The sequence below is a fragment of the Pseudoalteromonas sp. SCQQ13 genome, assembly GCF_015864415.1.
Classification (GTDB): domain Bacteria; phylum Pseudomonadota; class Gammaproteobacteria; order Enterobacterales; family Alteromonadaceae; genus Pseudoalteromonas; species Pseudoalteromonas nigrifaciens.
In genome coordinates, this window is the sequence record NZ_JADYXG010000006.1 from 164,402 (window position 1) to 188,793 (window position 24,392).

The 24,392-nt window shown below is 39.0% G+C and carries 20 protein-coding genes and 1 pseudogene; 11 read left to right on the plus strand and 10 right to left on the minus strand.

Annotated features, from left to right (window positions below):
- The first annotated feature begins 86 nt into the window (after positions 1 to 86).
- From mnmA to I6F41_RS07100, 5 genes are all read left to right on the plus strand, one after another.
- Positions 87 to 1,187 carry a tRNA 2-thiouridine(34) synthase MnmA gene (mnmA, locus tag I6F41_RS07080; protein WP_011328368.1) on the plus strand — a complete coding sequence of 367 codons (1,101 nt, stop codon included), beginning with the start codon at positions 87 to 89 and terminating at the stop codon, positions 1,185 to 1,187.
- The gene (gene hflD, locus I6F41_RS07085) at positions 1,187 to 1,789 is read left to right on the plus strand and encodes a high frequency lysogenization protein HflD (RefSeq protein ID WP_011328369.1); all 603 of its coding nucleotides are present in this window, start codon (positions 1,187 to 1,189) and stop codon (positions 1,787 to 1,789) included. The genes mnmA and hflD overlap by 1 nt, the downstream gene beginning before the upstream one ends.
- Before the next feature lie 31 nt (positions 1,790 to 1,820).
- Positions 1,821 to 3,191 (plus strand): adenylosuccinate lyase, encoded by a 1,371-nt coding sequence (purB, locus tag I6F41_RS07090; protein ID WP_011328370.1) that lies wholly within the window; start codon positions 1,821 to 1,823, stop codon positions 3,189 to 3,191.
- 89 nt (positions 3,192 to 3,280) lie between these two features.
- A complete protein-coding gene (locus I6F41_RS07095; RefSeq protein WP_011328371.1) occupies positions 3,281 to 4,426 on the plus strand; it encodes a cupin domain-containing protein in 1,146 nt (381 codons plus the stop codon).
- Positions 4,427 to 4,435: 9 nt separating this feature from the next.
- Complete coding sequence (locus I6F41_RS07100; RefSeq protein WP_197107989.1) at positions 4,436 to 4,903, plus strand: GNAT family N-acetyltransferase; 468 nt, start codon at positions 4,436 to 4,438, stop codon at positions 4,901 to 4,903.
- 61 nt (positions 4,904 to 4,964) lie between these two features.
- Here the strand turns inward: I6F41_RS07100 and I6F41_RS07105 are convergent, their stop codons facing one another.
- Entirely contained in the window at positions 4,965 to 5,411 is a 447-nt protein-coding gene (locus I6F41_RS07105; RefSeq protein WP_011328373.1) for a DUF4826 family protein, read from the minus strand.
- 125 nt (positions 5,412 to 5,536) lie between these two features.
- On the minus strand, positions 5,537 to 6,955 hold the full coding sequence (locus I6F41_RS07110; RefSeq protein ID WP_197107991.1) for a M28 family metallopeptidase: 1,419 nt from the start codon (positions 6,953 to 6,955) through the stop codon (positions 5,537 to 5,539).
- 199 nt (positions 6,956 to 7,154) lie between these two features.
- On the opposite strand from I6F41_RS07110, the gene I6F41_RS07115 reads away from it, so the two are divergent.
- A complete protein-coding gene (locus I6F41_RS07115) occupies positions 7,155 to 7,952 on the plus strand; it encodes a spermidine synthase (RefSeq protein WP_197107993.1) in 798 nt (265 codons plus the stop codon).
- 172 nt (positions 7,953 to 8,124) lie between these two features.
- Positions 8,125 to 9,972, plus strand: a complete 1,848-nt coding sequence (locus I6F41_RS07120) for an ABC transporter ATP-binding protein (protein WP_197107995.1) — start codon at positions 8,125 to 8,127, stop codon at positions 9,970 to 9,972.
- Between the two features lie 82 nt (positions 9,973 to 10,054).
- Here the strand turns inward: I6F41_RS07120 and I6F41_RS07125 are convergent, their stop codons facing one another.
- The 4 genes from I6F41_RS07125 to I6F41_RS07140 all read right to left on the minus strand — a co-directional run bounded on the left by I6F41_RS07125 (position 10,055) and on the right by I6F41_RS07140 (position 15,329).
- On the minus strand, positions 10,055 to 11,431 hold the full coding sequence (locus tag I6F41_RS07125; RefSeq protein ID WP_011328377.1) for an NAD(P)-binding domain-containing protein: 1,377 nt from the start codon (positions 11,429 to 11,431) through the stop codon (positions 10,055 to 10,057).
- 352 nt (positions 11,432 to 11,783) lie between these two features.
- Positions 11,784 to 13,220 carry a sodium:proton antiporter NhaD gene (gene nhaD / locus I6F41_RS07130; protein WP_197107997.1) on the minus strand — a complete coding sequence of 479 codons (1,437 nt, stop codon included), beginning with the start codon at positions 13,218 to 13,220 and terminating at the stop codon, positions 11,784 to 11,786.
- Positions 13,221 to 13,586: 366 nt separating this feature from the next.
- A complete protein-coding gene (locus I6F41_RS07135) occupies positions 13,587 to 14,006 on the minus strand; it encodes an MAPEG family protein (protein WP_011328379.1) in 420 nt (139 codons plus the stop codon).
- Between the two features lie 240 nt (positions 14,007 to 14,246).
- Entirely contained in the window at positions 14,247 to 15,329 is a 1,083-nt protein-coding gene (locus I6F41_RS07140; RefSeq protein ID WP_197108014.1) for an endonuclease/exonuclease/phosphatase family protein, read from the minus strand.
- Positions 15,330 to 15,859: 530 nt separating this feature from the next.
- Here I6F41_RS07140 and I6F41_RS07145 point away from each other — a divergent pair.
- Together I6F41_RS07145 and I6F41_RS07150 are read left to right on the plus strand one after the other, a co-directional pair.
- Complete coding sequence (locus I6F41_RS07145) at positions 15,860 to 17,122, plus strand: valine--pyruvate transaminase (RefSeq protein WP_197108000.1); 1,263 nt, start codon at positions 15,860 to 15,862, stop codon at positions 17,120 to 17,122.
- Positions 17,123 to 17,423: 301 nt separating this feature from the next.
- The gene (locus I6F41_RS07150) at positions 17,424 to 18,623 is read left to right on the plus strand and encodes an Nramp family divalent metal transporter (RefSeq protein ID WP_197108002.1); all 1,200 of its coding nucleotides are present in this window, start codon (positions 17,424 to 17,426) and stop codon (positions 18,621 to 18,623) included.
- A 105-nt stretch (positions 18,624 to 18,728) separates the two neighbouring features.
- Here I6F41_RS07150 and I6F41_RS07155 read toward each other — a convergent pair whose 3' ends face one another.
- Positions 18,729 to 19,169, minus strand: a complete 441-nt coding sequence (locus I6F41_RS07155) for a hypothetical protein (RefSeq protein ID WP_058373532.1) — start codon at positions 19,167 to 19,169, stop codon at positions 18,729 to 18,731.
- Between I6F41_RS07155 and I6F41_RS07160 the strand changes: the two genes are divergently transcribed.
- Complete coding sequence (locus I6F41_RS07160) at positions 19,154 to 20,344, plus strand: PQQ-dependent sugar dehydrogenase (RefSeq protein WP_197108004.1); 1,191 nt, start codon at positions 19,154 to 19,156, stop codon at positions 20,342 to 20,344. The genes I6F41_RS07155 and I6F41_RS07160 overlap by 16 nt on opposite strands.
- Before the next feature lie 247 nt (positions 20,345 to 20,591).
- On the opposite strand, the gene I6F41_RS07165 is transcribed toward I6F41_RS07160, so the two are convergent.
- Positions 20,592 to 21,026: a hypothetical protein gene (locus I6F41_RS07165; RefSeq protein ID WP_197108005.1), complete on the minus strand. Its 435-nt coding sequence runs from the start codon at positions 21,024 to 21,026 to the stop codon at positions 20,592 to 20,594.
- A 117-nt stretch (positions 21,027 to 21,143) separates the two neighbouring features.
- On the opposite strand from I6F41_RS07165, the pseudogene I6F41_RS18010 reads away from it, so the two are divergent.
- Positions 21,144 to 21,402, plus strand: a pseudogene (locus I6F41_RS18010) (IS110 family transposase); the annotation flags it as partial.
- 37 nt (positions 21,403 to 21,439) lie between these two features.
- Here the strand turns inward: I6F41_RS18010 and I6F41_RS07170 are convergent.
- Both I6F41_RS07170 and I6F41_RS07175 read right to left on the minus strand, forming a co-directional pair.
- Entirely contained in the window at positions 21,440 to 22,843 is a 1,404-nt protein-coding gene (locus tag I6F41_RS07170; RefSeq protein ID WP_197108007.1) for a KAP family P-loop NTPase fold protein, read from the minus strand.
- 118 nt (positions 22,844 to 22,961) lie between these two features.
- Complete coding sequence (locus tag I6F41_RS07175) at positions 22,962 to 24,194, minus strand: hypothetical protein (protein WP_197108009.1); 1,233 nt, start codon at positions 24,192 to 24,194, stop codon at positions 22,962 to 22,964.
- Positions 24,195 to 24,392: the final 198 nt, after the last annotated feature.

The window sequence follows — 24,392 nt, forward strand, 5'->3', positions numbered from 1 at the left end:
CTTTAAGCGCTGCTTAAATACATGCTATAATCGCAGCCTTTCCAAGATGTTATTAATAACAGTAATCTGTATAAGCGAAATTATTCATGAGCGAAAATAGTCACATTAAAGTCATCGTAGGTATGTCCGGCGGTGTTGATTCTTCTGTATCTGCATATTTGTTAAAGCAACAAGGCTATCAGGTAGAAGGCCTGTTTATGAAGAACTGGGAAGAAGACGACAATGATGAATATTGCGCCGCAGCTGATGATTTAAAAGACGCGCAAGCAGTTTGCGATAAACTCGGTATTGAACTGCATACAGTTAACTTTGCCGCTGAGTATTGGGATAACGTATTTGAGTACTTTTTAGCAGAATACAAAGCAGGTCGTACACCTAACCCCGATATAATGTGCAATAAAGAAATTAAATTTAAAGCCTTTTTAGAATTTGCGGCCCAAGCATTAGGCGCCGACTTTATTGCCACCGGTCACTATGTACGCCGCGAACTACGCGATGACAAATACGTTATGTGCCGCGGGTTAGATGATAATAAAGATCAAAGCTACTTTTTATACACGCTTAGCCACGAACATATTGGCCAAACATTATTCCCTGTTGGCGATATTGCTAAGCCAGAAGTACGCCGCATAGCTGAAGAGCAAGACCTAATTACTCACGATAAAAAAGACAGCACAGGTATATGTTTTATTGGTGAGCGCAAATTTAAAGACTTTTTACAAAAGTTTTTACCTGCCCAACCTGGTGTTATCGAAGACACTGATGGTAACAATGTAGGCGAGCACGAAGGATTAATGTATCACACCCTAGGTCAACGCAAAGGCTTGCTAATTGGTGGTATGAAAGAAGGCTCAGGCGAGCCATGGTATGTAGTAGATAAAGACCTTGAGCGAAATGTACTTATTGTTGGCCAAGGTAAAGATCACCCTCGCCTATACAGTAATGGCCTTAATGCTAACCAATTGCACTGGGTTGACCGTATTGGCCCTAAAGGCACTACTCGCTGCACAGTTAAAACCCGTTACCGCCAAGAAGACTTAAGCTGTACGCTACTTGTAGGCGAAGACGGCATGGCACGCGTATTATTCGACGAGCCACAAAAAGCCGTTACTCCAGGTCAATCTGCCGTATTTTACGCAGAAGATGTGTGTTTAGGTGGTGGTATTATTGATTCGGTGATCAAATAATGAATCAACACCAAGTCATGGCGCTTGCCGCCATGTGCCAAGTTGCTAAACAAGTTCAAAAAGTTGCTCAGTACGGCAATAATAATGAACACGATTTAGAAATACTACTTTCGAGTATTATTCAAACCTCGCCGGCATCGCCAGAGGATGTATACCAAGGCACAGATAACCTACGCGATGGCTACAAAACATTATTGGCACAGCTAAGTGCTGGCGCGCAAAAAGATGTTGAAATTGTAAAATACGTCGGTGGTTTAATGCAGCTAGAACGTGCCTTGAGTGCAAACGACAAAAGCTTAAACGAATTAGGTAAACGTATTGATGACATTCATCGACGTTTAGATCATTTTGCTATAACCGACGAGAGCGTTGTCGCCGGTTTAGCGGATATATACTCAACGGTGCTAAGCCCCCTTGGGCACCGTATACAGGTTTATGGTAAACCTGAGTTACTAAAGCAGCAGCTCACTCAAAATAAAATCCGCGCATTATTATTAGCCGGTATTAGAAGTGCAGTTTTATGGCGACAAATGGGCGGTAAACGCCGTCACTTTTTCTTTGCAAAAAGAAAAATAATCGCCATTGCTAAAGCAAAAATTTAATTATCGTTCAAACTAAAATTTAGGAGTTATTATGGAGCTTTCAGCGTTAACGGCTATCTCTCCAGTGGATGGTCGCTACGGCAGCAAAACCACTGAACTACGCAGTATTTTCAGCGAATTTGGGCTAATCAAATACCGCGTAACCGTTGAAGTGCGTTGGTTGCAAGCGTTAGCTGCAGCGAGCGATATTAAAGAAGTCCCTGCATTTAGCGAACAAGCTAATGCATTACTAAACGCCATTGTTGATAACTTCAGCGAAGCTGATGCACAGCGCGTTAAAGATATTGAACGCACAACAAATCACGACGTTAAAGCGGTTGAATACCTTCTAAAAGAAAAAGTAGCCGATAACGCAGAACTACATGCAATTAACGAATTTATTCATTTTGCATGTACCTCTGAAGACATTAACAACCTATCTCATGGTTTAATGCTAACTGAAGCACGCAATAATGTATTACTACCATATTGCGATCAGTTACTTAGCGCAATTAAAGAAAAAGCGATTGAGTACAAAACAATCCCTATGATGACACGTACGCACGGACAACCTGCTACACCGTCTACTATGGGTAAAGAGTTTGCTAACGTTTACATGCGCTTAAAACGTCAACGCGACCAAATTGCACAAGTAGAAATGCTAGGTAAAGTTAACGGTGCTGTAGGTAACTACAACGCTCACCTTAGTGCATACCCAGATTACGATTGGCACACACATGCAGACAAATTTGTATCAAGCCTAGGTTTAACTCTAAACCCGTTTACTACACAAATTGAACCGCATGACTACATTGCTGAGCTTTTTGATGCTATTGCCCGTTTTAACACAATACTGCTCGATTTTGATCGTGACATGTGGGGTTACATTGCCCTTAATCACTTTAAGCAAAAAACCATTGCTGGCGAAATTGGCTCATCAACAATGCCACATAAAGTTAACCCTATTGATTTTGAAAACTCAGAAGGTAACTTAGGTTTAGCAAATGCTATTTTTTCTCACCTTGCACAAAAGCTGCCTGTTTCTCGCTGGCAACGTGATCTTACCGACTCAACGGTATTACGTAACTTAGGTGTAGGTATGGGTTATGCACTTATTGCATACCAATCAACACTTAAAGGTGTAAGTAAGCTTGAAGTAAACGAGCAACGTTTATTAGAAGAGCTTGATCAAAACTGGGAACTGCTAGCAGAGCCAATTCAAACAGTTATGCGTAAGTACGGTATCGAAAAGCCATACGAAAAGCTTAAAGACTTAACCCGTGGCAAACGTGTAAACCAAGAAATAATGGCAGACTTCATCGATGGTTTAGACCTTCCTGAACACGCTAAAGTAGAAATGAAAAAACTAACACCTGCTAATTATATTGGCCGCGCTGTTGAGTTTATTGATGATTTAGTTTAATAACTAAACTAAAATCAATGAAAAAGCGAAAGGTCTCCTTTCGCTTTTTTTGTTTTAATACCACTTGCACTAATTTGTAGGGCCACTGTATGTATCAATTAAAAATAAATGACTTATCAGAGCAAGAGTTTTTAACTCAGTTCTGGCAAAAAAAACCACTCTTGATTAAACAAGGTTTTAGTAATTTTCAAGACCCGCTTGATGCGAATGAACTTGCAGGCCTTGCAATGGAAGACAGCATAGAGTCGCGTATTGTTACTAATCATAATAATGAATGGCAATCGCACCAAGGGCCGTTTGAAGACTTTGAACAGCTTACAGAGCAACACTCTACTTTATTAGTACAAGCGGTTGATCATTGGCATAACGATGCAGCACAGCTGCTAGAGCCGTTTCGATTTATCCCAAACTGGCGCATAGATGATTTAATGATCAGCTATTCAACGCCTGGCGGTGGTGTTGGCCCGCATTTAGATCAATACGATGTATTTATTATTCAAGGTGAAGGCAAACGCCATTGGCGAGTAGGCCTGCCAGATCCTAGCCTTAAACAATTCACCCAAAATAAAACATTATTGCAAGTAGAAGCGTTTACTGCGGTTATTGATTGTATTTTAGAACCAGGCGATATTTTATATATTCCACCAGGTTGCCCGCACGAAGGTTATGCCGTAGAAAACGCCCTTAATTATTCGGTGGGTTTTAGAGCGCCAAATCAACAAGATTTACTCTCTAGCTTTGCCGATCATATTATTGATACCGAAAGCGGACAAAAGCGTTACACCGACCACAACCTTACATTAAGAGAGTCTAAGGGCGAGCTGAGCGATACTGAGGTTGATAAAGTAAAAGTGCTAATGCAGGCATTACTAAACGACCACACCTTATTTAAACAATGGCTTGGCACAACTTTAAGCCAACCAAAGCACGATATGGACTTAATGCCTGTTGAGCAACCGTTTAATGCGGCGCAAATAGCCGATGCAATAAACAGTGACGACATAAGCTTTGAACGCCTAGGTGGAACGCGTGCTATATATCAGCAAACAGCTGATGAATTATTAGTAAGTGTTAACGGAGAAAACTACTCTGTACCAAATAGTGACTTGAATGCTGTTAAGTTACTTACTGATTTTACAGGTTTTAATGCGCAACAGCTAAAAAACACGGCCCCAAGCCTAGTTTTTATTGAAATATTCACTACACTAATTAATGAGGGTATTTGGTTCAATTAGAGGTGTATTATGGACTACCGGGTAGAACAGGTCGATTGGCACAGCCAAAAAACGCTACTGCAGCAAATAAGAGAGCGTGTATTTGTTTATGAGTTACATATTCCTAAACATATTGAATTTGACAACCTAGACCCACTTGCCCAACATATTCTTGTCACCTGTATTACCAACGACACACAGTCTCCTGTAGCCACAGGCAGGCTGTGTAGCGATGGCCTTATAGGCCGTATAGCTGTATTACCCGCCCACCGCAATCGCAATGTTTACAAATCCCTACTTAACTTTATTGTTGCACTTGCTGCAGAGCAAAATATTGAAGTACTGAGTATTAACTGCATTTTAGAAGAAGTTGAATTATTTAAACAAAATGGCTTTAGCCAACAAGGCAATGTATTCATGGAGGCTGGCATTGCAAAGCTACGAATGCAATGCCCTGTTACCAGCTTTGAAACTCGTCCATTTACGTTAACGCATTAAAAAGCGAGCTACAATAAATAAAGTAGCTCGCTTTTTAATTTGTTATACAAACATATTAAACTTATTTAGGCTCGTTAGCCCACAGTTGTTCATTTTCGTGCATTTCGTATAAACCATGGGCACGATTGATCAGTAAATTGGCAAAATCAACCTTGGTTTTATCACTCGCCCCTGTTTGCATTATTTGATCAGCTTTTAACTGCCATTGCAGTGAAAAATAACGTATTGCATCGCGAGCATCTTTTGCAGCACTCACTTCAGCATGATCAGTTGGTAAACGACCGGTAATTACCCAATAGTTTTTACCGTTTTGCGCCTTAAATTTCCATAGAGCACAAAATGGGGCTAAAAAACGACTGTCTTTTTCAATCAACGTTTTAGGCATAATGCCTTTTTCAGCTAAATGCTTTTGTGCGTTTTGAAAGCATTCACGCTGCCATAATATATTTTGCTGCTCTACTTGAGCTTGTTCTTGTGCTGTTAACGGTTTTTTTTCTTGTTGTGTCATTATTAATAACCTTTTACTTCTTTTTTAACACTTTAAGGGCTTAACAAATAAGGTGCAAGTACAAAAATAGTATTTTTTAGCCTCAAACCCGCTGTTTGCCTGGTTTTTAGCCAAATTTATAAGCTTTACTTAACTATTTTAATATTATGATCGAATGAGCCCACATCCCCCGGAAATACCACCGGCGACTCAATCCCTTCTTTATTAATGGCTGCAACACCAAAATAGTAATTATCAATTACTACATTGTTAAGTGTAGCTTGAGTAACCTTACCCACGGTTTTACTAAACTGCCATTGTGGCTCGCTGGTATAACGCCAATAAATACGATAACCGGTTATATTATTGTCTTTAGATGCCTGCCACGACAAACGCGTATTAGCCGTTACCGCACCCGCGATTTTCACGTCTTTAGGAGGGGCTGGTGCCCACGCCATCGACGCTAAACTTACAGCATTAAGTGCGGTTAATTTGGCCGCATAGTCAAAATCAACGCCTTTGATCGTATCGCCATATTCAATGCCGTTTTCAATGCGTAAGTCTTGATGCTGGCGATCGTAATGCTCGTTTGTTTCCATAATGCGCACTGCAGCAAAGCCCGCGTCATTAAAAGGTCTATGGTGCCCACCTCTACCAAATCGGTCTAACCGATAAACTAACATAGTATTTAAATTAGCAATGTATCTGTCGGCAATGGTATCTATGTAACGCGCCAAGTTACGACTAGCTGAGTCAACCTCGCCCCCCGTAAAGCGCCGCGTTCGTGCTTGCTCTTTAGTTTCTATTACGCGCGTACCTTCAGAAAATATCCGCGCTGTGGTGTTATCGGTTACGCCATTAACCCCGGTAATATTGCCTATCATGTCGTTGTTTAGTACTGCGTGTACTTGCCAGTCGTGTTTTTGCGCATAAGCGGTTAAAATTTTACCACCAAATAAACCCTGCTCCTCGCCCGACAGCGCCGCGTACACCACAGAGCCATTAAATTTATGTTTACTCAATACACGCGCCGCCTCTATTACGCCCGCCACACCAAAGGCGTTATCGTTAGCCCCCGGCGAGTCGCTAGTAAAATCCATCACATCGCTTACGCGTGAGTCTATATCGCCCGACATTATTACCATACGGTTAGGCTCGCTTATACCGCGCTGAATAGCGACAATATTAACCACTTCGGTTGCATCAGGAATTCGTTTTTCGCCCGATATAGTGTCTTTTACTTCAATAATCTCTAGGCATCCGCCGCATTGTGCTGATATTTTTTCGAACTCTTGTTTTATCCAGCGCCTTGCTGCACCAATGCCACGGGTTTCCGATTTAGTGTCTGATAATGTATGGCGCGTACCAAAATCCACCAGCGTTTGAATATCGCCACCAATACGCTGCGCTGAAATATCACCGGCTATAGCATGCAATTTTTGTTGATCAGTGTATTTAATCTCGCCCGCTGCCAATGCTTGCGAAGTTAAACCCACAAAACAAGCAGCTGTAAGGGTACTCACGCTAAGTAATTTTGTTGTTATTTTAAAAGGTGTTTTAAGCATTTATAGCTCCTTATTTTTATTATAATCACCATTACGCAAGTAAGCTTATTGCGCAATACTTTTGCGGTAGGCACCACAAAAAAGTAAGCTAGAGTACAGGTTAAAGGTTTAATTAAGCCAAATAATTAGCAACTACAATATTTAGTAATATAGTTATTTTATTTATGCCACACTAGGGTTTTTATTTATTAAAAACTTTATGCGCCAATTAAAAAACGATACCAAGCTCAGTAATCAAATCTATCATACCGACAGTAAGTTTGGTCCGGTACGCGTTTATCAAAATGAAGATTATAGATGGCTCACTTTTAATAACGATCCGCCGCTAGGCTCTACCCTTCAAGGAGTAATGAGTAAAGCCCGGCCTGAACTATTATGTGTACCAATATATCAAAGCATGTTGTTATTTTTATTAGCCCCGGTTAGTGAGCTACGTATTTTAAATTTGGGCTTAGGCACTGCAGCAATAGAGCGCGCACTTAAACACATTGAATCTAGCCGCCGTAATTTAATTGATACGTTTGAAAGTGTAGAAATAAACCCTGATGTTATAAGTATCGCTAAGCAATTTTTTAAATTACCCAGTGATCATACTGTGCACTTGCAATGTGCTCAGCAATTTATTAGTCAATGCACTCAACAATACGACCTAATTTACATAGATATATTTAGTGGCGAGCACCACCAAACGTTTATTCAAAGCGAGTCGTTTTGGCACGCCATTAACCACTGCATTAATAAAAGCGGCCAGGCAATCATTAACCTAAATCCTAAAACAGGGCAAGAATTACAAACTACTTTAGTATTGTTACGCCATTACTTTAACTGTATTGCACTTATAGAGTTTTTTGAATACAAAAACATTGTTCTTATACTAAGTAACCTGTCGTTAAAGCATATAACGGTAGAGGCAATACAAGCCTCAACAGTAATGCAAAGCATAGCGCCAAACTTGCATAGCAATATAAATACTATTTACCATATAGAAGCAAAATAAAACTTAATGGGGCTGTTCAATAACGGCTGATAATAGCAATCTTAGTATTGTTTTAATGCTTACTAATATTAATTATACCTTAGAGTATGAGTAATTAAGCCTCTACTAAGCTGCATTTAAAAACACAAAAATGCTATGATAGCTGCAATTACTTGCCATTTAAGCTATTAAAATGTATCGACTATTTGAGCGCATTACTAAGCCGTTCCCACAAGATAAACCAATGCAGCCACCTAACACGCTGCTTGCGTTTTGTCTTCATTACACCAAAGGCATGGGGCTGTCGCTAGCACTACTCTCGTTAAGTGCCGCCTTGCTCGCTATTTTAGAAGTATCGCTATTTAGCTATATGGGGCAACTAGTTGATTGGCTGGCAATTTATACACCACAAACACTCTTTGTAGAGCAGCAGTCCGAGCTGACAAAAATGGCCCTTATGCTCCTTGTGGTGCTGCCTGTAGTGGTGTTTTTTCATTCTGCAATTTTGCACCAGGCATTACTGGGCAATTACCCCATGTCGATTCGCTGGTTAGCACATAGATATTTATTGCGCCAAAGTGTTAGTTTTTATCAAAATGAATTTGCCGGACGCATCGCCACCAAGGTATTACAAACCTCTCTGGCTGTGCGCGAAGCTGTAACAAAACTACTCGACGTATTAATGTACATAATCGTTTATTTTGGCTCTATGTTGTTTTTAGTAGCCGAGGCCGATTGGCGCTTAATGTTACCCTTACTTGTTTGGCTTGTTTTGTATATTTGCATTCAACTTTACTTTGTACCGCGTCTTAAAAAAGTGGCTACCTCACAAGCCGATGCCCGCTCAGAAATGACCGGCCGCATTGTCGACAGCTACACTAATATTGCTACCATTAAACTATTTTCGTACACCCAACGCGAAGAAGAATACGCAAAACAAAGTATGGATGTTTTTTTACAGCCGGTGTACAAGCAAATGCGTTTAGTTACCAGCCTCAACTTTGTTATTCAAACTTTAAATTACTTATTAGTGTTTTCGGTCACTGCGGTATCACTTTACTTGTGGTCGCTAAGTGCCATTAGCGCAGGAGCAATTGCCGTTGCGGTAAGTTTAGCCCTTAGATTAAACGGCATGGCGCAGTGGATCATGTGGGAAATAAGCAGCTTATTTGAAAATATTGGCACCGTGGCCGATGGCATGCAAACCCTCTCTAACCCAATTGCAGTAGCCGATAAACCCAATGCCAGCACTCTTAACGTTAGCCAAGGTGCAATTGAATTTAACAATGTGCACTTTAACTACGGCAAAGCAGCGAGTGAAACGCTGCGTGGCCCAGTTATTAACGGTTTAAACTTAAATATTAAAGCCGGTGAAAAAATTGGCTTAGTGGGTCGCTCTGGCGCGGGTAAATCAACGCTAGTTAATTTACTACTACGCTTTTACGACACCGACTCTGGCAGTATAAAAATTGACGGCCAAAACATTACCGATGTGAGCCAAGAAAGCTTACGCCGTTACATTGCCATGGTAACTCAAGACACTTCCCTGCTGCACCGCTCAGTAAAAGACAACATTTTATACGGCAGACCAGATGCCACTGAAGCCGAAATGATCGATGCCACCAAGCAAGCTAAAGCGCTAGAGTTTGTAACCGACTTAGTTGATAGCAAAGGTAATAAAGGCTTTGACGCGCAAGTAGGCGAACGTGGCGTTACCTTATCGGGTGGGCAGCGCCAACGTATTGCTATTGCGCGCGTACTGCTTAAAAACGCCCCTATTCTCATACTCGACGAAGCCACCAGCGCGCTTGATTCAGAAGTAGAAGCCGCTATTCAAGCAAGTCTTGATGATTTAATGACAGATAAAACAGTAATTGCTATTGCTCACAGGCTATCAACCATAGCGCAAATGGACAGGCTTATCGTACTTGATAACGGCGGTGTTGTTGAGCAAGGCACGCATGATGAGTTAATAGCTAAGAATGGGATTTACGCTGCACTTTGGGCACATCAAACAGGTGGGTTTATTGGCGTTGAATAGTTTTTTTAAGTATTAACAACAAACTTAAAATATTAAACCATAACGAAAAATGCGTTATGGTTTAATATTGTTTTATTACGTGCTAGCTCGCTTTACTTTTTTCTATGGTGTGAGTAGCCGATAATTCTAAAAAGTATTCTAATGAATCATCAAGTACATCTAACCACGGCACAGGAAGCTCAGGTGCCAAGGTGTTTGTTAAAGTAGAGCGATACGCTTTTTCCCTAAAACACATAATGTCTTGTTGTTTATCTTTTTGCCATTCTTTGAGAATATCTGCCTGTTTTTCAACTGCAAATTCAGGGTAATCTGTGGCATTAGTTAAATCACGAATATACGCTGCTTGATAATCAATAGAGCCTTCAACATTCGTTACTTCATCGTACTTAGCTAACCAATTTTTTTCATCTTCTTGTCGTGCTGCTAATGCTGGTATTTTTATTCTGTCTAAAATTTCGTCGCGTACATACCATGCTTGCGCATCAAACATATTAAAAGTGAAGTACTGATCTTGCATGCCTAAATAAACTAACTTAGGGTTTGGCTGCCAAAAAACACCCTTATACAAGTTTGCCGGATACAAACAGTTATGTGTTTGTAAACGTAGTTCGTCAGGTAAAAATGGAAAATGAAATAAATACCCAGTACACATAATCACAGCATCAAAGCGCTTACTAGTGCCATCTATAAAATGAGCAACGTCCCCTTCAAAGTGGGTCACAAGTGGCATTTCTGCAATGCCGTCTGGCCAATTATAGCCAAGTGCTTTAGTACGGTAGCTTATAGTTACCGATTTAGCGCCATACTTATAACACTGCGTACCTATATCTTCGGCAGAATAGCTGCTGCCTATAAGTAAAACTTCTGAATCTTTAAATTCTAGTGCGTCTCTAAAGTCATGAGCATGTAATACTCGACCAGAATACTCTTCTAGCCCTTCAAAATAAGGCATGTTTGGTGTAGAGAAATGACCTGTAGCAACAATAACATAATCAAACTCATTCACTTCCTGCTCGCCGGTTTTATGGTTCATAACCGTTACAGTAAACATTTGTGTTTCGTCGTCAAATGTAACCCAACGAACCGGGCACTCAAAGCGAATGTATTTACGAATATCTTGCTTGTTAATACGCCCCATTATGTAGTCTTTAAGCACTTCACGAGGGGGATACGAAGGAATAGGTCTACCAAAATGTTCTTCAAAAGAATAATCAGCAAATTCTAAGCATTCTTTTGGTCCGTTAGACCAAAGATAACGATACATACTGCCATGTACCGGCTCACCATTTCTGTCTAGCCCAGTGCGCCATGTATAGTTCCACATGCCACCAATATCATTTTGTTTTTCGTAACAAACAACTTCCGGTAAATTCTCAATACCGGCTAAACGAGCTGCTTCAAATGCACGTAATTGTGCCAAACCGCTTGGACCTGCGCCCAAAATAGCAATTTTTTTCATTATAAAAGTCGACTCCTAATAGCTAATACGAGCCTTACTATAACATTTTTTCATGCAAATTATTTGCCACAATAAAAATAAATCCTTTTTTATAACATTTACCTTTAAAAAAACATAAAATAAATCAATATTTTATTAACTAGCCGTCTATTATCACCGCAACTTATTTGGCTTAAAAAATTTAATCAGTAAGCACTCAGCCATTAGTTTATAACAGCTTAAATTTAAGTAATAAAAAAAGCGAAGATGCTGTTTATGCTCCTTCGCTTTTACTACCATTAAATACTTAAATTAAAGCTTTATAGTATTATTACTGTGATAAAAAATAGCTTATAGGCGTTTGCTGGTATCTTTAAAATAATGATGCGTTAAGCCATAAGTGCAGCATTATGCTGGCCCCGTAACCTAACGCAATCACAGGCGTCCACTTTAGGTGACCAAAAAAAGTATAGTAGCCGCGTGCTTGCCCCATTAATGCCACTCCCGCAGCCGAGCCAATCGAGAGTAAACTACCGCCTACCCCAGCAGTTAATGTGATCAGCAACCATTGCCCATGCGACATTTCAGGATCCATAGATAACACCGCAAACATAACCGGTATATTATCGATCACTGCAGAAATCACCCCAAGAAAAACATTTGCCGTTGTAGTAGACCAATTGCCGTATAGCATCTCAGACATAAAGTTTAAATAACCTAAAAACCCTAAGCCACCCACGCACATAACAATACCGTAAAAAAATAATAACGTGTCCCACTCTGCCCGTTGCACTCTACTAAATACGTCAAATGGTACAACACTGCCTAGTTTAGCTAATCGTTCTTGATCGCCCAACTGCTCTGCATGGGCTCTTTTACGAGCCAGTGATCCTGGTAAAGTCATTCTTAAAAAATAACCAAAAAACTGTAAATAGCCTAGCCCCATCATCATACCTAATACTGGTGGCAGGTTTAAAAAGCTATGGCAAGCAACGGCAGTGGCTATGGTAAGTAAAAACAACACTAATATTCGCACTGCGCCGCGTTTTAGCTCAACCGCTTCGTATTGTGCGGTTGGGTGCTTATCGGCAACATAAAAGCTCATAATGGCTGCGGGCACTAAGTAATTAACTAAAGCAGGTAAAAACAGCACTAAAAACTCGTTAAAATGCACCAATCCAGCTTGCCACACCATTAGCGTGGTTATGTCGCCAAAGGGGCTAAATGCGCCGCCCGCATTAGCCGCAATAACAATATTAATACAGCTGATGTTTATAAATGGCTTATCACCTTCGGCAACTTTCATTACCACTGCACACATTAATAACGCGGTGGTAAGGTTGTCGGCAATCGGAGAGATAAAAAATGCTAAAAAACCGGTTATCCAAAATAAATTTTTATAGTTAAAGCCTTTACGGATCATCCAAGCGCGCAATGCATCAAATACTCCTCTTTCTTCTAGCGCATTTATGTAGGTCATAGCGACTAGTAAAAAGAGCATAAGCTCAGCAAACTCAAGTAAATTATGCCTAAATGCAGTTTCGGTAAGTTCAGTAATATCATGGCTAACGTAATAGGCACCTATTAATATCCAAATTAATCCTGCTGCAACCAATACTGGTTTCGACTTTCTTAAATGTAGCTTTTCCTCGAGCATAACCACGGTATAAGCAATTAAAAATATACCAATACAAAACCAACCAATACTCGATGATGTTAAATCTAACTGCCCTTGCGCAGCCCAAACTGGCGAGCAAAAAAACAACATAGCAATACATACTATGTTGAACCCCCGTAACAAACTCTTCATTTTACATTTCCTGTTTTAATTACATAAATCAGCTGGCTTTAATTACAATAAAGCAATTTATCTGCTTTATTGATACGCATTTTGGTGAGTATTTATTGGTTATTATTTTTTCACCACAATAAAATAGCACAGCATTACCAAGTGGCTATTGTACTGAGGTCTATATATGCATAGATGGTTGCTATATTGTAAATAGAGTGTGTGAATGGTGGTTGTACAAGCTTTAATATTTACAGGTTAATTATTTAAAATTCAATTGGTTACATTATTTTTATTTAGTGCCGCGAAAGTAGTTTACAAAAAAAGCGAAGTTGCTATGTAAGCAACTTCGCTCTTGGTTAATTGTTGTTTGTTATTTAATTTGTATTAGGCAATTAACCTTAAGCCTACCATTACTAGCATCACAACATTGGCAAGTACGCCAATTAAAAAGAAGTAGCTACGTGGGCTAGGATTTTTATTAGTAGCAATTGCGTAGTACAGCACCATATGAATTAATCGCGCAATAACGTATATCCATACACATAGTGCAAATATTGGGCTTTGATAATTTATTACAAAAGCAAACAACACTGTTCCTATAAATAACGCACTATTTTCAAGGGTATTGTGAAAAGTACGGTGTGCTCTAAATATAAAACTATCATGCGATAAGTCGTCACTTATTTTACCCGGCACTGCATTAGGCTGTTTTGCTTTGCTAAAAGTTGCTACCGCCCACTGTACAAGCAACATAATTAAATACAGGTAAAACGCCAAATACGCCGAAAGTGCAATATTAGTCATAGTTAATTTCCTTGTTTTTATTAAAGATTATCAATTTTTAGATGTTTAACATTAATAACAGGCAAGTTTTAGGCCGAGTTTAATTATTTGATAGTTATACAAATAATTAAAGCTATCGTTTAAACTCAGTAATTTATTCCGACGTTTTTACATAAAAGCACTTAATACTTAAATTAAAAACCGTAAAAGTAATATTGTTAAACAAATATTATTAGCAATATTAATCATTAAAATTATAGCCTACGACCTCAAAGTTAAACTAACTATAACCACCCCATGGTCGGTACTTAAATCGTCTCGCTCAAATACTGGGTTAATTAAATGCCGATCGTAAGTGTTATAGTCACTTACTTCAAAAAAGCTATCATGGTAGCTGGCATCAAATTCACTAGACAATAAAATATAGTCAAGCACTGAACTGCTCGCGCCATAATAATGGGTTGGCGTGCGTGGAGTTGCTGGCTTAGCCACATTATTTGTATCACCTTGCTCAATTACAACACTCGCTATATCACTATCAACACGCAAGTCGTCTGTTGGTGCTTGTGGCTCAGCACTTGCCAATTGCGACTTTGTAAATAAGTCCCATGCATCATTTAAACAATATTTAGCAAGGTAAGTTTTAGCGTCAAAAGCAGGTGCAAAACGCAGTGTATTAGTAAGCATGTGGCTTAACACACCATCGGCTATGCTGTTATTAAAGTCGCCCATTAAAATCATAGGCTGCTGCGTAGCTTCGCGGCGCGCAATCATTTGTATCATTAATAATGTGGCTTCGCTGCCGCGCTGAATAGTTGATCCCCAGCCACCCGCTACATTCGCTTTTAAAATCTCAATTATGTTCTTTTCGGGCGAAAGTGCTTTATTGTGCTCATCAACCTCAATCATTGGGCGTTTAGATTTAAAATGCACCACATAACAATCGGTAATACCTATGTGCGGCAAAGTTACTGTGGCTCTTAATACCTTGCGGCTAAATGTAAAATCAGCACTAAGCCCAAGGGTAGCTACAAGTTCATTATCGTGCTGCACCGCAGCCACTTCAACAATAGGATATTTTGCGGCAATTGCCACTACGGGGCGTTTATAAATAAAGTCGTCAATCACCTCGGGCGTATCTACCACTGCAAAGTGCTCATAACCTTGCCCACGTACTAATTCTTGTAACGACTCAATACTAAACACTTCCTGAAAACCAATCACATCAGGTGCGTGCTCTGTTAAATAATCAATAACCCACTGCTGCTTTTTAGCCCACTGTTGCGCGGTATAAATTTTCTCAAACTCATAGTATGCATTGGGTGGCTCAAGGTAATTAAACAAGTTAAATGTGGCTATTTTTAGTTGAGTGTTTTTTATCAAAAGAGGTTCCACTGCTGTACATTTTAAAATAACAAACATCGCTGAGTTATTAGCCCTAATGCTTGCTTAAATGAATACGTAAAAGTATGTAATAGCAGTATACCCTATTGCTTATCGTTTTTAAGGCTTTAGGGGGGGGGGCAAAACCTGTGCTATTTAAGTAAACTTGTAAAAATAAGATCATACATGGCAAATCAATTCAATTTCATACATCAAACAATAGCATTACAAATTTAGCTGCTTACGTATTCGTACGCTTTGTTTTTACCCTTGAGTATCGCTACGCGCTATTAAAACCAAAAACCCCCTCATCTTTTACAAATATCTCCAAAAAGCACAGTGCCTATTTTATTACTGCTTTATTATGCTTATATGCAATGAGGTTGCAGTAACAACCTTTAAAACTACGCATTGAATAATTCTCAACTTACTATTTTAGCCCTTTATTTAGGCTATACTGCCCTTTCCATTACCTACAAACGCTATGTATTATGAACTACTCAAACTTTGGCACTAAATTTACACAACCCAACGGCATTACTCAGTTAATGGAAGACTTAGGCAGTGCTAAAAGCAGTAACAATCCTAATATTGTTATGCTTGGTGGCGGTAACCCTGCATTAGTACCACAAGTAAATGAGGTTTTTTTAAGTGAGTTACAAAAGCTCGTTGCCAGTAATAAAGTATCGCAAGTATTTGGCCTTTACGACGGCCCAACCGGTAACGACGAGTTTAGAGCTGCATTAGCAAGCCAACTAAGTAAAGAATATGCATGGGATATAAGCGCCAATAACGTAGCACTTGGTAATGGCAGCCAAGCTAACTTTTTTGTGTTGTTTAATATGTTTGCAGGCGAAATGCCTGATGGCAGCCATAAAAAGATTTTATTTCCCCTCGCGCCAGAATACGTAGGTTATGCCGACCAAGGTTTATCGGACGATATGTTTGTTGCCATAAAGCCCGATATCGAAATTTTAAATACCGGTAGCACATCTAAACAATTTAAATACGTTATTGATTTTAAAGCGGTTGAAAAAATATTAGCAAACGACAGCAGTATCAGTGCGCTGTGCGTGTCGCGCCCTACCAATCCAACCGGTAATGTAATAACCGACGATGAAGTAAAACACCTTGATTTACTCGCTAAGCAATACAACATTCCACTCATTATAGATAACGCATATGGCGATCCATTCCCGGGCTGTATTTACACCGACGCAAACCTAACCTGGAACTCAAACATAATTTTATGTATGTCGCTTTCAAAGCTTGGCTTACCGGGTTTACGCAGCGGTATTGTGGTTGCAAACAATGAAATTATTAAAGCAATTGGCCGCGTAAATGGCAGCATGGTTTTATCGCCAAATAGTATAGGCCCAAGCTTAGTTACCCGTTTAATTAACGACGACGAACTACTGCCGCTGTGTCGTAATGTTGTGTTGCCTTTTTATCGTAATAAAGCACAAGTAGCGATTGAACTGTTTGATGAAATATTTGCCGATATGAGCGTTTACTTGCATAAAGTTGAAGGCGCATTTTTTATGTGGCTGTGGTTTAAAGATGCAAAAATAACAAGCGAAACACTATACCAAAAGCTTAAAGAGCAAGATGTGTATGTAATTCCTGGACACAACTTTTTTATTGGTATTGACGATAGCTGGGCGCACAAGCACGAGTGTATTCGCATTAACTATGCAACCGATGAAGCAACACTACGCAAAGGTTTACAAACCATAAAGTATTTAATGGCGTAAATTAATGCTTATGCTATCTACGCTTTGGCTATAACTTAACATCCACTATAACGGCACGCTATTGAGCAAGTGTTGCCTTTATCCCTTATTTACCTCTGTAATTCTGTACTCTTTTTGTGCAAACGCGCGCTATACTCTTTAAATTTATATATAAACTGTTATTCTACGCGACCTTTTTTACACGCTATTTACTAGCGGGTAGCATAAAAGGTAGTTCAGGCTGCAAACGCTTACTAAGTGGCAGTAATAAAACGCGCGCCCATACAGGTGCACACTTTAAACACCAACATACAGGTAAATTATGCGATTAGGACCAGGACTACTAGTCACCGCAGCCTTTATAGGACCAGGCACCATAACGACTGCTAGCGTAGCAGGTGCAGACTTTGGCTTTGCACTTATCTGGACATTACTTTTTTCAGTAATAGCCACTATATTATTACAATCTATGGCTGCTCGCCTTGGCGTAGCAACAGGCAAAGATCTTGCTCAAGCACTGCGCGCGCATATTCATACCCCAGTGCTTAAAGTGCTCGCTAGCTTTTTGGTAATAAGCGCCATTGGCGTGGGCAGCGCCGCCTATGAAGCGGGTAACCTTAGTGGCGCTAGCATGGGTTTAATAAAGATATTTCCGACAATAAATGCGCAAATATGGACGCCGCTCATTGCTTTTATTAGCGCATTGTTACTGTACAGCGGAAAACATAAAGTGGTAGAAAATGCGCTCATTTTATTAGTGATTTTAATGAGCTTAGTGTTTATTTCTACTTTAGTTATGGCTGCTCCGCCTATAAGCAAAGTACTAGCGGGTTTTATTCCTACTATGCCTGAGGGCTCTGTTACCACTGTACTTGCACTGATTGGCACCACCATAGTACCTTATAATTTATTTTTGCATTCAGGAGTGCTCGCAGCAAAGTACAACAATAATAGCGATAAACGTAAAATAATTAAGCAAACAAATATCGATACCAGCTTATCAATCACTTTAGGTGGAGTGATCACTTTGGCTATTTTATCTACCGCCTCGGTGGCTTTTTATGGTACCGACGCAGGTAAAGTTAGCGCAGCAAATATGGCAGTACAGCTTGAGCCATTATTAGGTGGCGCTGCCCATTACTTTTTTGCTATTGGTTTATTTGCTGCAGGTTTAACTAGTGCAATTACTGCTCCTTTAGCGGGAGCCTATGCAGTTTGCGGAATGCTTGGTTGGTCTAACAAAATGCAAAGTAGCCGTTTCAAATCGGTAGCACTGGTTATCTTATTGTTTGGCGCAGCTGTTGCCTCTTTGGGGTTAGATCCGGTTGCCGTGATCATTTTTGCCCAAGCTGCTAATGGCTTATTACTGCCTATTATTACTGTTTATTTACTCTGGTTGGTAAATCAAAAAGCGGTGATGGGCAATTACACCAATTCTGTGTTATTAAACCTTATCACTGTGCCTATATTACTGCTTATTTTTGGCTTAAGCAGCTACAAGCTGATTAGTTTGATTTTTTAATTAAACTAAAAACACCTAATTAAAAGCCACTGTTTATTAAAAACAGTGGCTTTTACCTTATTCACTATTATAAAAAACCTTACCTGTATCCTGCAGTAATTAAAATCAGATAATATTTGTTTTTGTTAAGCGTGAAAACACATAGCCACCGGCCGCACCTGCAAGCAATTGAGTGTAAAACCCCCAACCTCTTGCGCCCGCTATAATATGAATATTCATAATCGATTCAATGGCAATTAACACCATAGCAAATGCCACAATGCCAGCAATAACAAATAGCTGAGTACGGTATTTTTGAACCTTTTTATTAAGCTGCACCGTAACTAAAAAAGCGATTGCCAATGCAATGGCAATAATAGCGCCATAGGTGGGTAATAAGCCCAACCAATCATCCAGTGTTAAACTAACACGGTCGCTAAAGCCCACTACAACACCTACATTAACTAATTGATTGACAACGTATTGGCTATGAAACAAGCTAGCAAGTGTGAATGTAAATAACCAAGAAACTAAAAATGAGGGCAATATACGTGTTAAAAATGACATGGTTATCTCAACTTAAAATAAAGTTTTTTTCTTATATAAGCCATGCTAGCAAAGGCTTACCCCGTAAACAATGTATCTCTTTTTTTACTCTGCTTTCGCTTTTTGTGTTTTCTGTTAATGCAGGCGCTGCGTTACCAAAAAAGCAATACAGTACAAAAACCCTTGCTACACAATTACAGTCTCCGTGGAGCATGGTTGAACTAGCAAACGGTACATGGTTAATTACAGAGCGTGATGGCCACGTAGTTATAATTAAAAATAATGAGCAATCAAGAGTAAAACTAAACCTAGAGGGCTTATACCTTGCAGGCCAAGGTGGCTTACTCGATATAGTATTATCGCCAGATTACAGTAATTCCAAAGAAGTAATTTTTACCTACGCCCAAGGCGATGCCAACGCAAACAAGCTTGTTGTTGCCAAAGCCACCTTTAATGGTACTCGTTTTTCAAAGCCGCAAATTATTTATAAAGTTGCTACCAATAAAAACACACCACAGCATTACGCTGGGCGCGCCCTTGTCCTACCCGACAATACGTTATTAGTTTCAACGGGCGATGGCTTTGACTTTAGAGAGCAAGCACAGGTTATTACCAGCCAGCTTGGTAAAATATTACGTATAAACTTAAACGGCAGCATTCCAACAGATAACCCATTTATTAACCATACAAACCCAAATGCCCATGCTGTTTACTCACTTGGCCACCGTAACCCTCAAGGCCTTGTATATGATTACGATACACAGCAAATTATTAGCCACGAACACGGCCCCGCAGGCGGCGACGAGCTAAACTACTTAACCGCAAGCACCAACTATGGCTGGCCAGTAATTACTTACGGTAGGGATTATTCGCAAGCGCGTATTTCACCTTTTACGCAATACCCAGGCATGCAAAAACCAAGTGTTAATTGGACGCCATCAATAGCCCCATCAGGCATGGCGTATTACGGCTCTAAGCACGCCGCTTTCCCTTCACTACAAAAACATGTGTTAATTACGACTTTGGTTGATAAAAAGCTCTACGCTGTAAATTTAGCTAATGGTGAATTTACCCAGTCTCATATATTCCCAGAGGCCACAGGCCGATTAAGAGATGTGTTTGTAACCACTGAAGGTAATGTAGCAATATTAACCGATGGGAAAGATGCAAAGCTGATGTTAGTTAAATCAAATTAGTTCACAAGAGGGTTAGAGAGACTTCGCTTTTAGGGGGGATAGCGCCTTTTAGTAAGCCGCTTTAATAGGTTTAATAACTCTGTTGGGTGGCGCCTTCGGCTTAACCAACCTACCTTTTGACGTAAGTCGGATAAGTGGCGAAGCCACGCCATCCGACAAAAGGGTAGTGTTTATTAGAAACAACCCGACTTACCGCGTTATGCAGTAACCGGAAAGTGTATTAAAGGTAATTACAAGAGCTTTACACCTAGTTTTTACCCGATTCTAATTTCTGTTTTAATAATTCAATAAGTTGAATGTTAAGCCCGGTAATTTCACCTTCTAGCACCTTCACTTTAGCCTGCGACTCTTCATCATCTTTACTGCGTAACAATGCAGTTTCTTGCAGTAGTTTTTCAAGCTTCTCTTGTATTTCAGCAATTAGTTCATCAAGGGGGTCACCTTCAGATTGTGATGCTTGATCTACATCTTCATTACCTAATAACTTGCGAAACGCTGCTTGATTTTTATCTTCCAGACTTTTTTCCGCCCCCTCTTCAGATATATCTACTTGGACGCCTTGAGCCACTCCCTTTTGCACTGTCTCTTTTTCAGAATCGTCATCAGCCACCACCTTTAAAATTTGTTTTTTCGGGTAAGTTTCTAAAGGTTTAGACGTTATGTTAACTGACATTTTATCCATTTTAATACCCTTTATCTAATCAATTATTGCTGGCTATTGTTCACCTATAAATATAATACTTCGCTAACTGTTATTTATTCTTGTATATAAAAACTTTATGCCTGTTCTATTTTTACTTCTAAATTTTTAAGGCAAAAATTTGTTGACTGGGCAATTATTTGTGCGTTATTCATTTTGGGCAAAAACATATTATCGGCAGCAAGAAGCCAAAGGAAAACCCCATAATACCATCATCAGATCATTAGCATTTAAGTGGATAAGAATACTATTTAGGTGCTGGAAAACACATACGCCCTACGATGAATCAACTTACTTAACTGCATTGAAAAGTAAGAGATCACCGCTGTTAAAATTTACGGTGGAAAGTGAGATTTAGTGCTTGCTGTCCACCTCAGGGCGTGTTGTTAGCTTTCTTAACTACTAAACTTAAAACCTTCTACCATTTCTATTCTATGTTTTAAGCTATCTAAATTTATTGAGTTTCTGAATCCATTAAAACTAGTAGAAATTTGAACGATTCTGTCTGAATATTGCTTTTGTTCTTTGCTAGAGTTTTCATCCTTTTCGATATCTTCATGGCGTTTTAATGAATTTCCAACAGCATTTTTATAGTCATCGTATTTAGCTCCGATTAAAAAGCTTTCAATTAGAGCGCAAGGATGTGAGTCCAATAATTCTGATTGAGGAACCATGGCATACAAGTCATTAATCAATTTTTCTGGTGTATCACCTTTGTTGATATAGTCATTATAATTATCATAATGATATTCTTTAGCGATTATTAAAAATGCTAATAGTGCCGGGTAAAGGTATGTATTTTCAGCTGTGGATTGGATTACTAAGTTTATTTTTGCAAAGAGTTGCTCAACTTCACGTAAAGAAAGTTTTTTAGCATTCGCTAACAATTTAAAAGTATCTTTCAAATTGTCCTTATCATATCGGAATTCACTATACTTCATTCTATTTTGGAAGAACTCATTAAAGCCAAAGCTAACATATAATTGATCAATAAATGCATCGAGTTCACTTTCAGGTAGAGTATATTCAATATCAATAAACCGTCTCAAATAACCTACAGCTTCAAATTCTGAGCCATATATAGCTTTGACACTGTGGGACAACTGAACTTTATCCATAGCTAAAATAAAGACTAAGCCTTCAATATCAAGTAAGTGTTTGATTCTTTCTAACAATTCAATTGCATAAGTTGGTCTACACCTATCTAACTCATCAATGAATATAAACAAGCGAGTAGGTGTTCCGCCTTCATTCGATAGAACTTTAGAAACACCAGATTTAAACTTAGAAATTGCCTCTTTATTTTTAGTATATTCTTCTAAGAAGTCTTTAGTTAAGCCTTCCATTACTTTAGATGATTCATCTTCTATTATTTTCTCGGCATCTAAAATACCAGCGGTACCAACTTTGATTAATGCCGGTATCCCTTTTCTTAAAATATGAGCACCTGCTTTTTTTGTGGTTTCCCAAGCTTTGTTTTTCTCTTCATCACCACTAATTAATGCTTTTATTTTTTCGTTTATTTCACCTAGAAAAGCCTGTAAAGGGTCACTAGCAAAGTCGGTTTCCCAAGCACTAAAATAGATAGAGTTATGATCATTATTTTGTAATTGTGCATGCAACATTTCCAAGAATGTTGTTTTTCCTTGCCCCCAAGGAGCATTAACCGATAAAACTATAGGTGAACTTATGTTCTCCAATAAATTTGTAAAATTATCAACATGAGGTTTACGGTTTAATCGGTCGTTTTTGAAAGGGTTTTCTGACTCTACGATGACTTTATGTGATTTAAATTCCATTTTGTGACCCGATTTGATGTGAAAGCTAACGCTTTGCTAAGCGGCAATAAAATTGTTGGCTAAAATAAGCGAGGTACGAGCAAAAAGCCAACTGTTTTTTGTCCGTTTAAGCAACTTGTTAGCCGTTTAACTTACTAATATCACCGCCAATCGCTTTTAAGATGGGGCGCATATAAAATGCTTGCCCCTCATCAAGGTCTACAACTTCTGACTGAGCCAGAGTTGGTTTTGATTGTTCATCTTCTCGCAAGACCTTCCAAGAAATACTTTTTTTACAGTTATCCGAATCTATACCTATAATTTGTAACTTTTCATCTACTATTGGCATTTGATGAATAGCCTTTGTAGAGTTTATTTTAGAGTTTCTAACCCAAAGCTCCGCTATCCAAAGAAAGCCATAAGCATTGGTTATTCTTGCTCGTTCAGCTGCGGAACGCCAAAATATAAACTTATCGGCTTGATCCTCAAAGTTAGTTGTTAATAAGTCGATTATTTTATAGTTATTATCATAGAACATGAGTATGGGAACATGATGCCCATCTTCTGAAAATGTTACTTCTGCTAATCTAGCGTAAAAATCGACTAAACTATCAGTGCTGTTGATTGTCTCCTTAGAGCCAATAGACTTTACTCGAGTTTTTACACTTTCAGGGATACTTTGAGCATCATACGAAACTGAATCGTATGATAATACACCATTAGTAAAGTTCTTTAGTTTAAGATAGTTAACATGTCTAATTTCATCTCTACTAGACTCAAATGATGTAGATGAAGGGATTTTCTCATCTATAGGCGAGTTAACTAATTCACCTAAAGCTTTACAACAATCATACATTCGAGCATAAATAAGAGTTAAAGCATGTAGCAACTCAAAGTCCTGTAGAGTATTTGCTACCCACCTCCTTTCTGACTTGATCACCGCGGCATCTTCAACACTTGAAGGTAATTTTTTTTGAGCTAAACGCACCAACCTTTTAACACTAATACTAAGCAGTTCATTCTTTGTTATTATTTCTATGTCCTGCTCTTCGATATAAGAAAATAATAGTGTTGCCTTAGCATCACTATACATATCTAGATCACCTTGCTTTTCAATAGTATTTCGTGAGTTTTTAGCCCACGTCATAAGAGGATCATTCTTCCATTTATCAATGACATTAACTGGGTACCATTCATCATATCCATCAATATCAGATTTATTCTTTTGAATAATGAATGTGACGGTTCTTGCAGTTTGTAAGAACTGGTTGAGGTTCAGCCTGAATAACTCAGGTTCAAAGTATGTTGAAGCGCAGCTATTAAGAAGGTGAGCTAAATCTTTTAGCCTCCTTTCCCATGGTTTTTTAGTCAAGTGATCTCCAAACTTAGAATTTTAAGCCAAACGGCTAACGCCTCACTAAGAGGCAAATAATAGTTGGTTAAAATAAGCGACGAAGGAGAAAAAACCAACTGTTATTTGTCCTTTTGAGTGACTTATAGTTCGACCAAGCCACTTAATTTAAAAGTAACTGACTATTATATTAAGTGGAATATGCTTCTGTTGGTTACG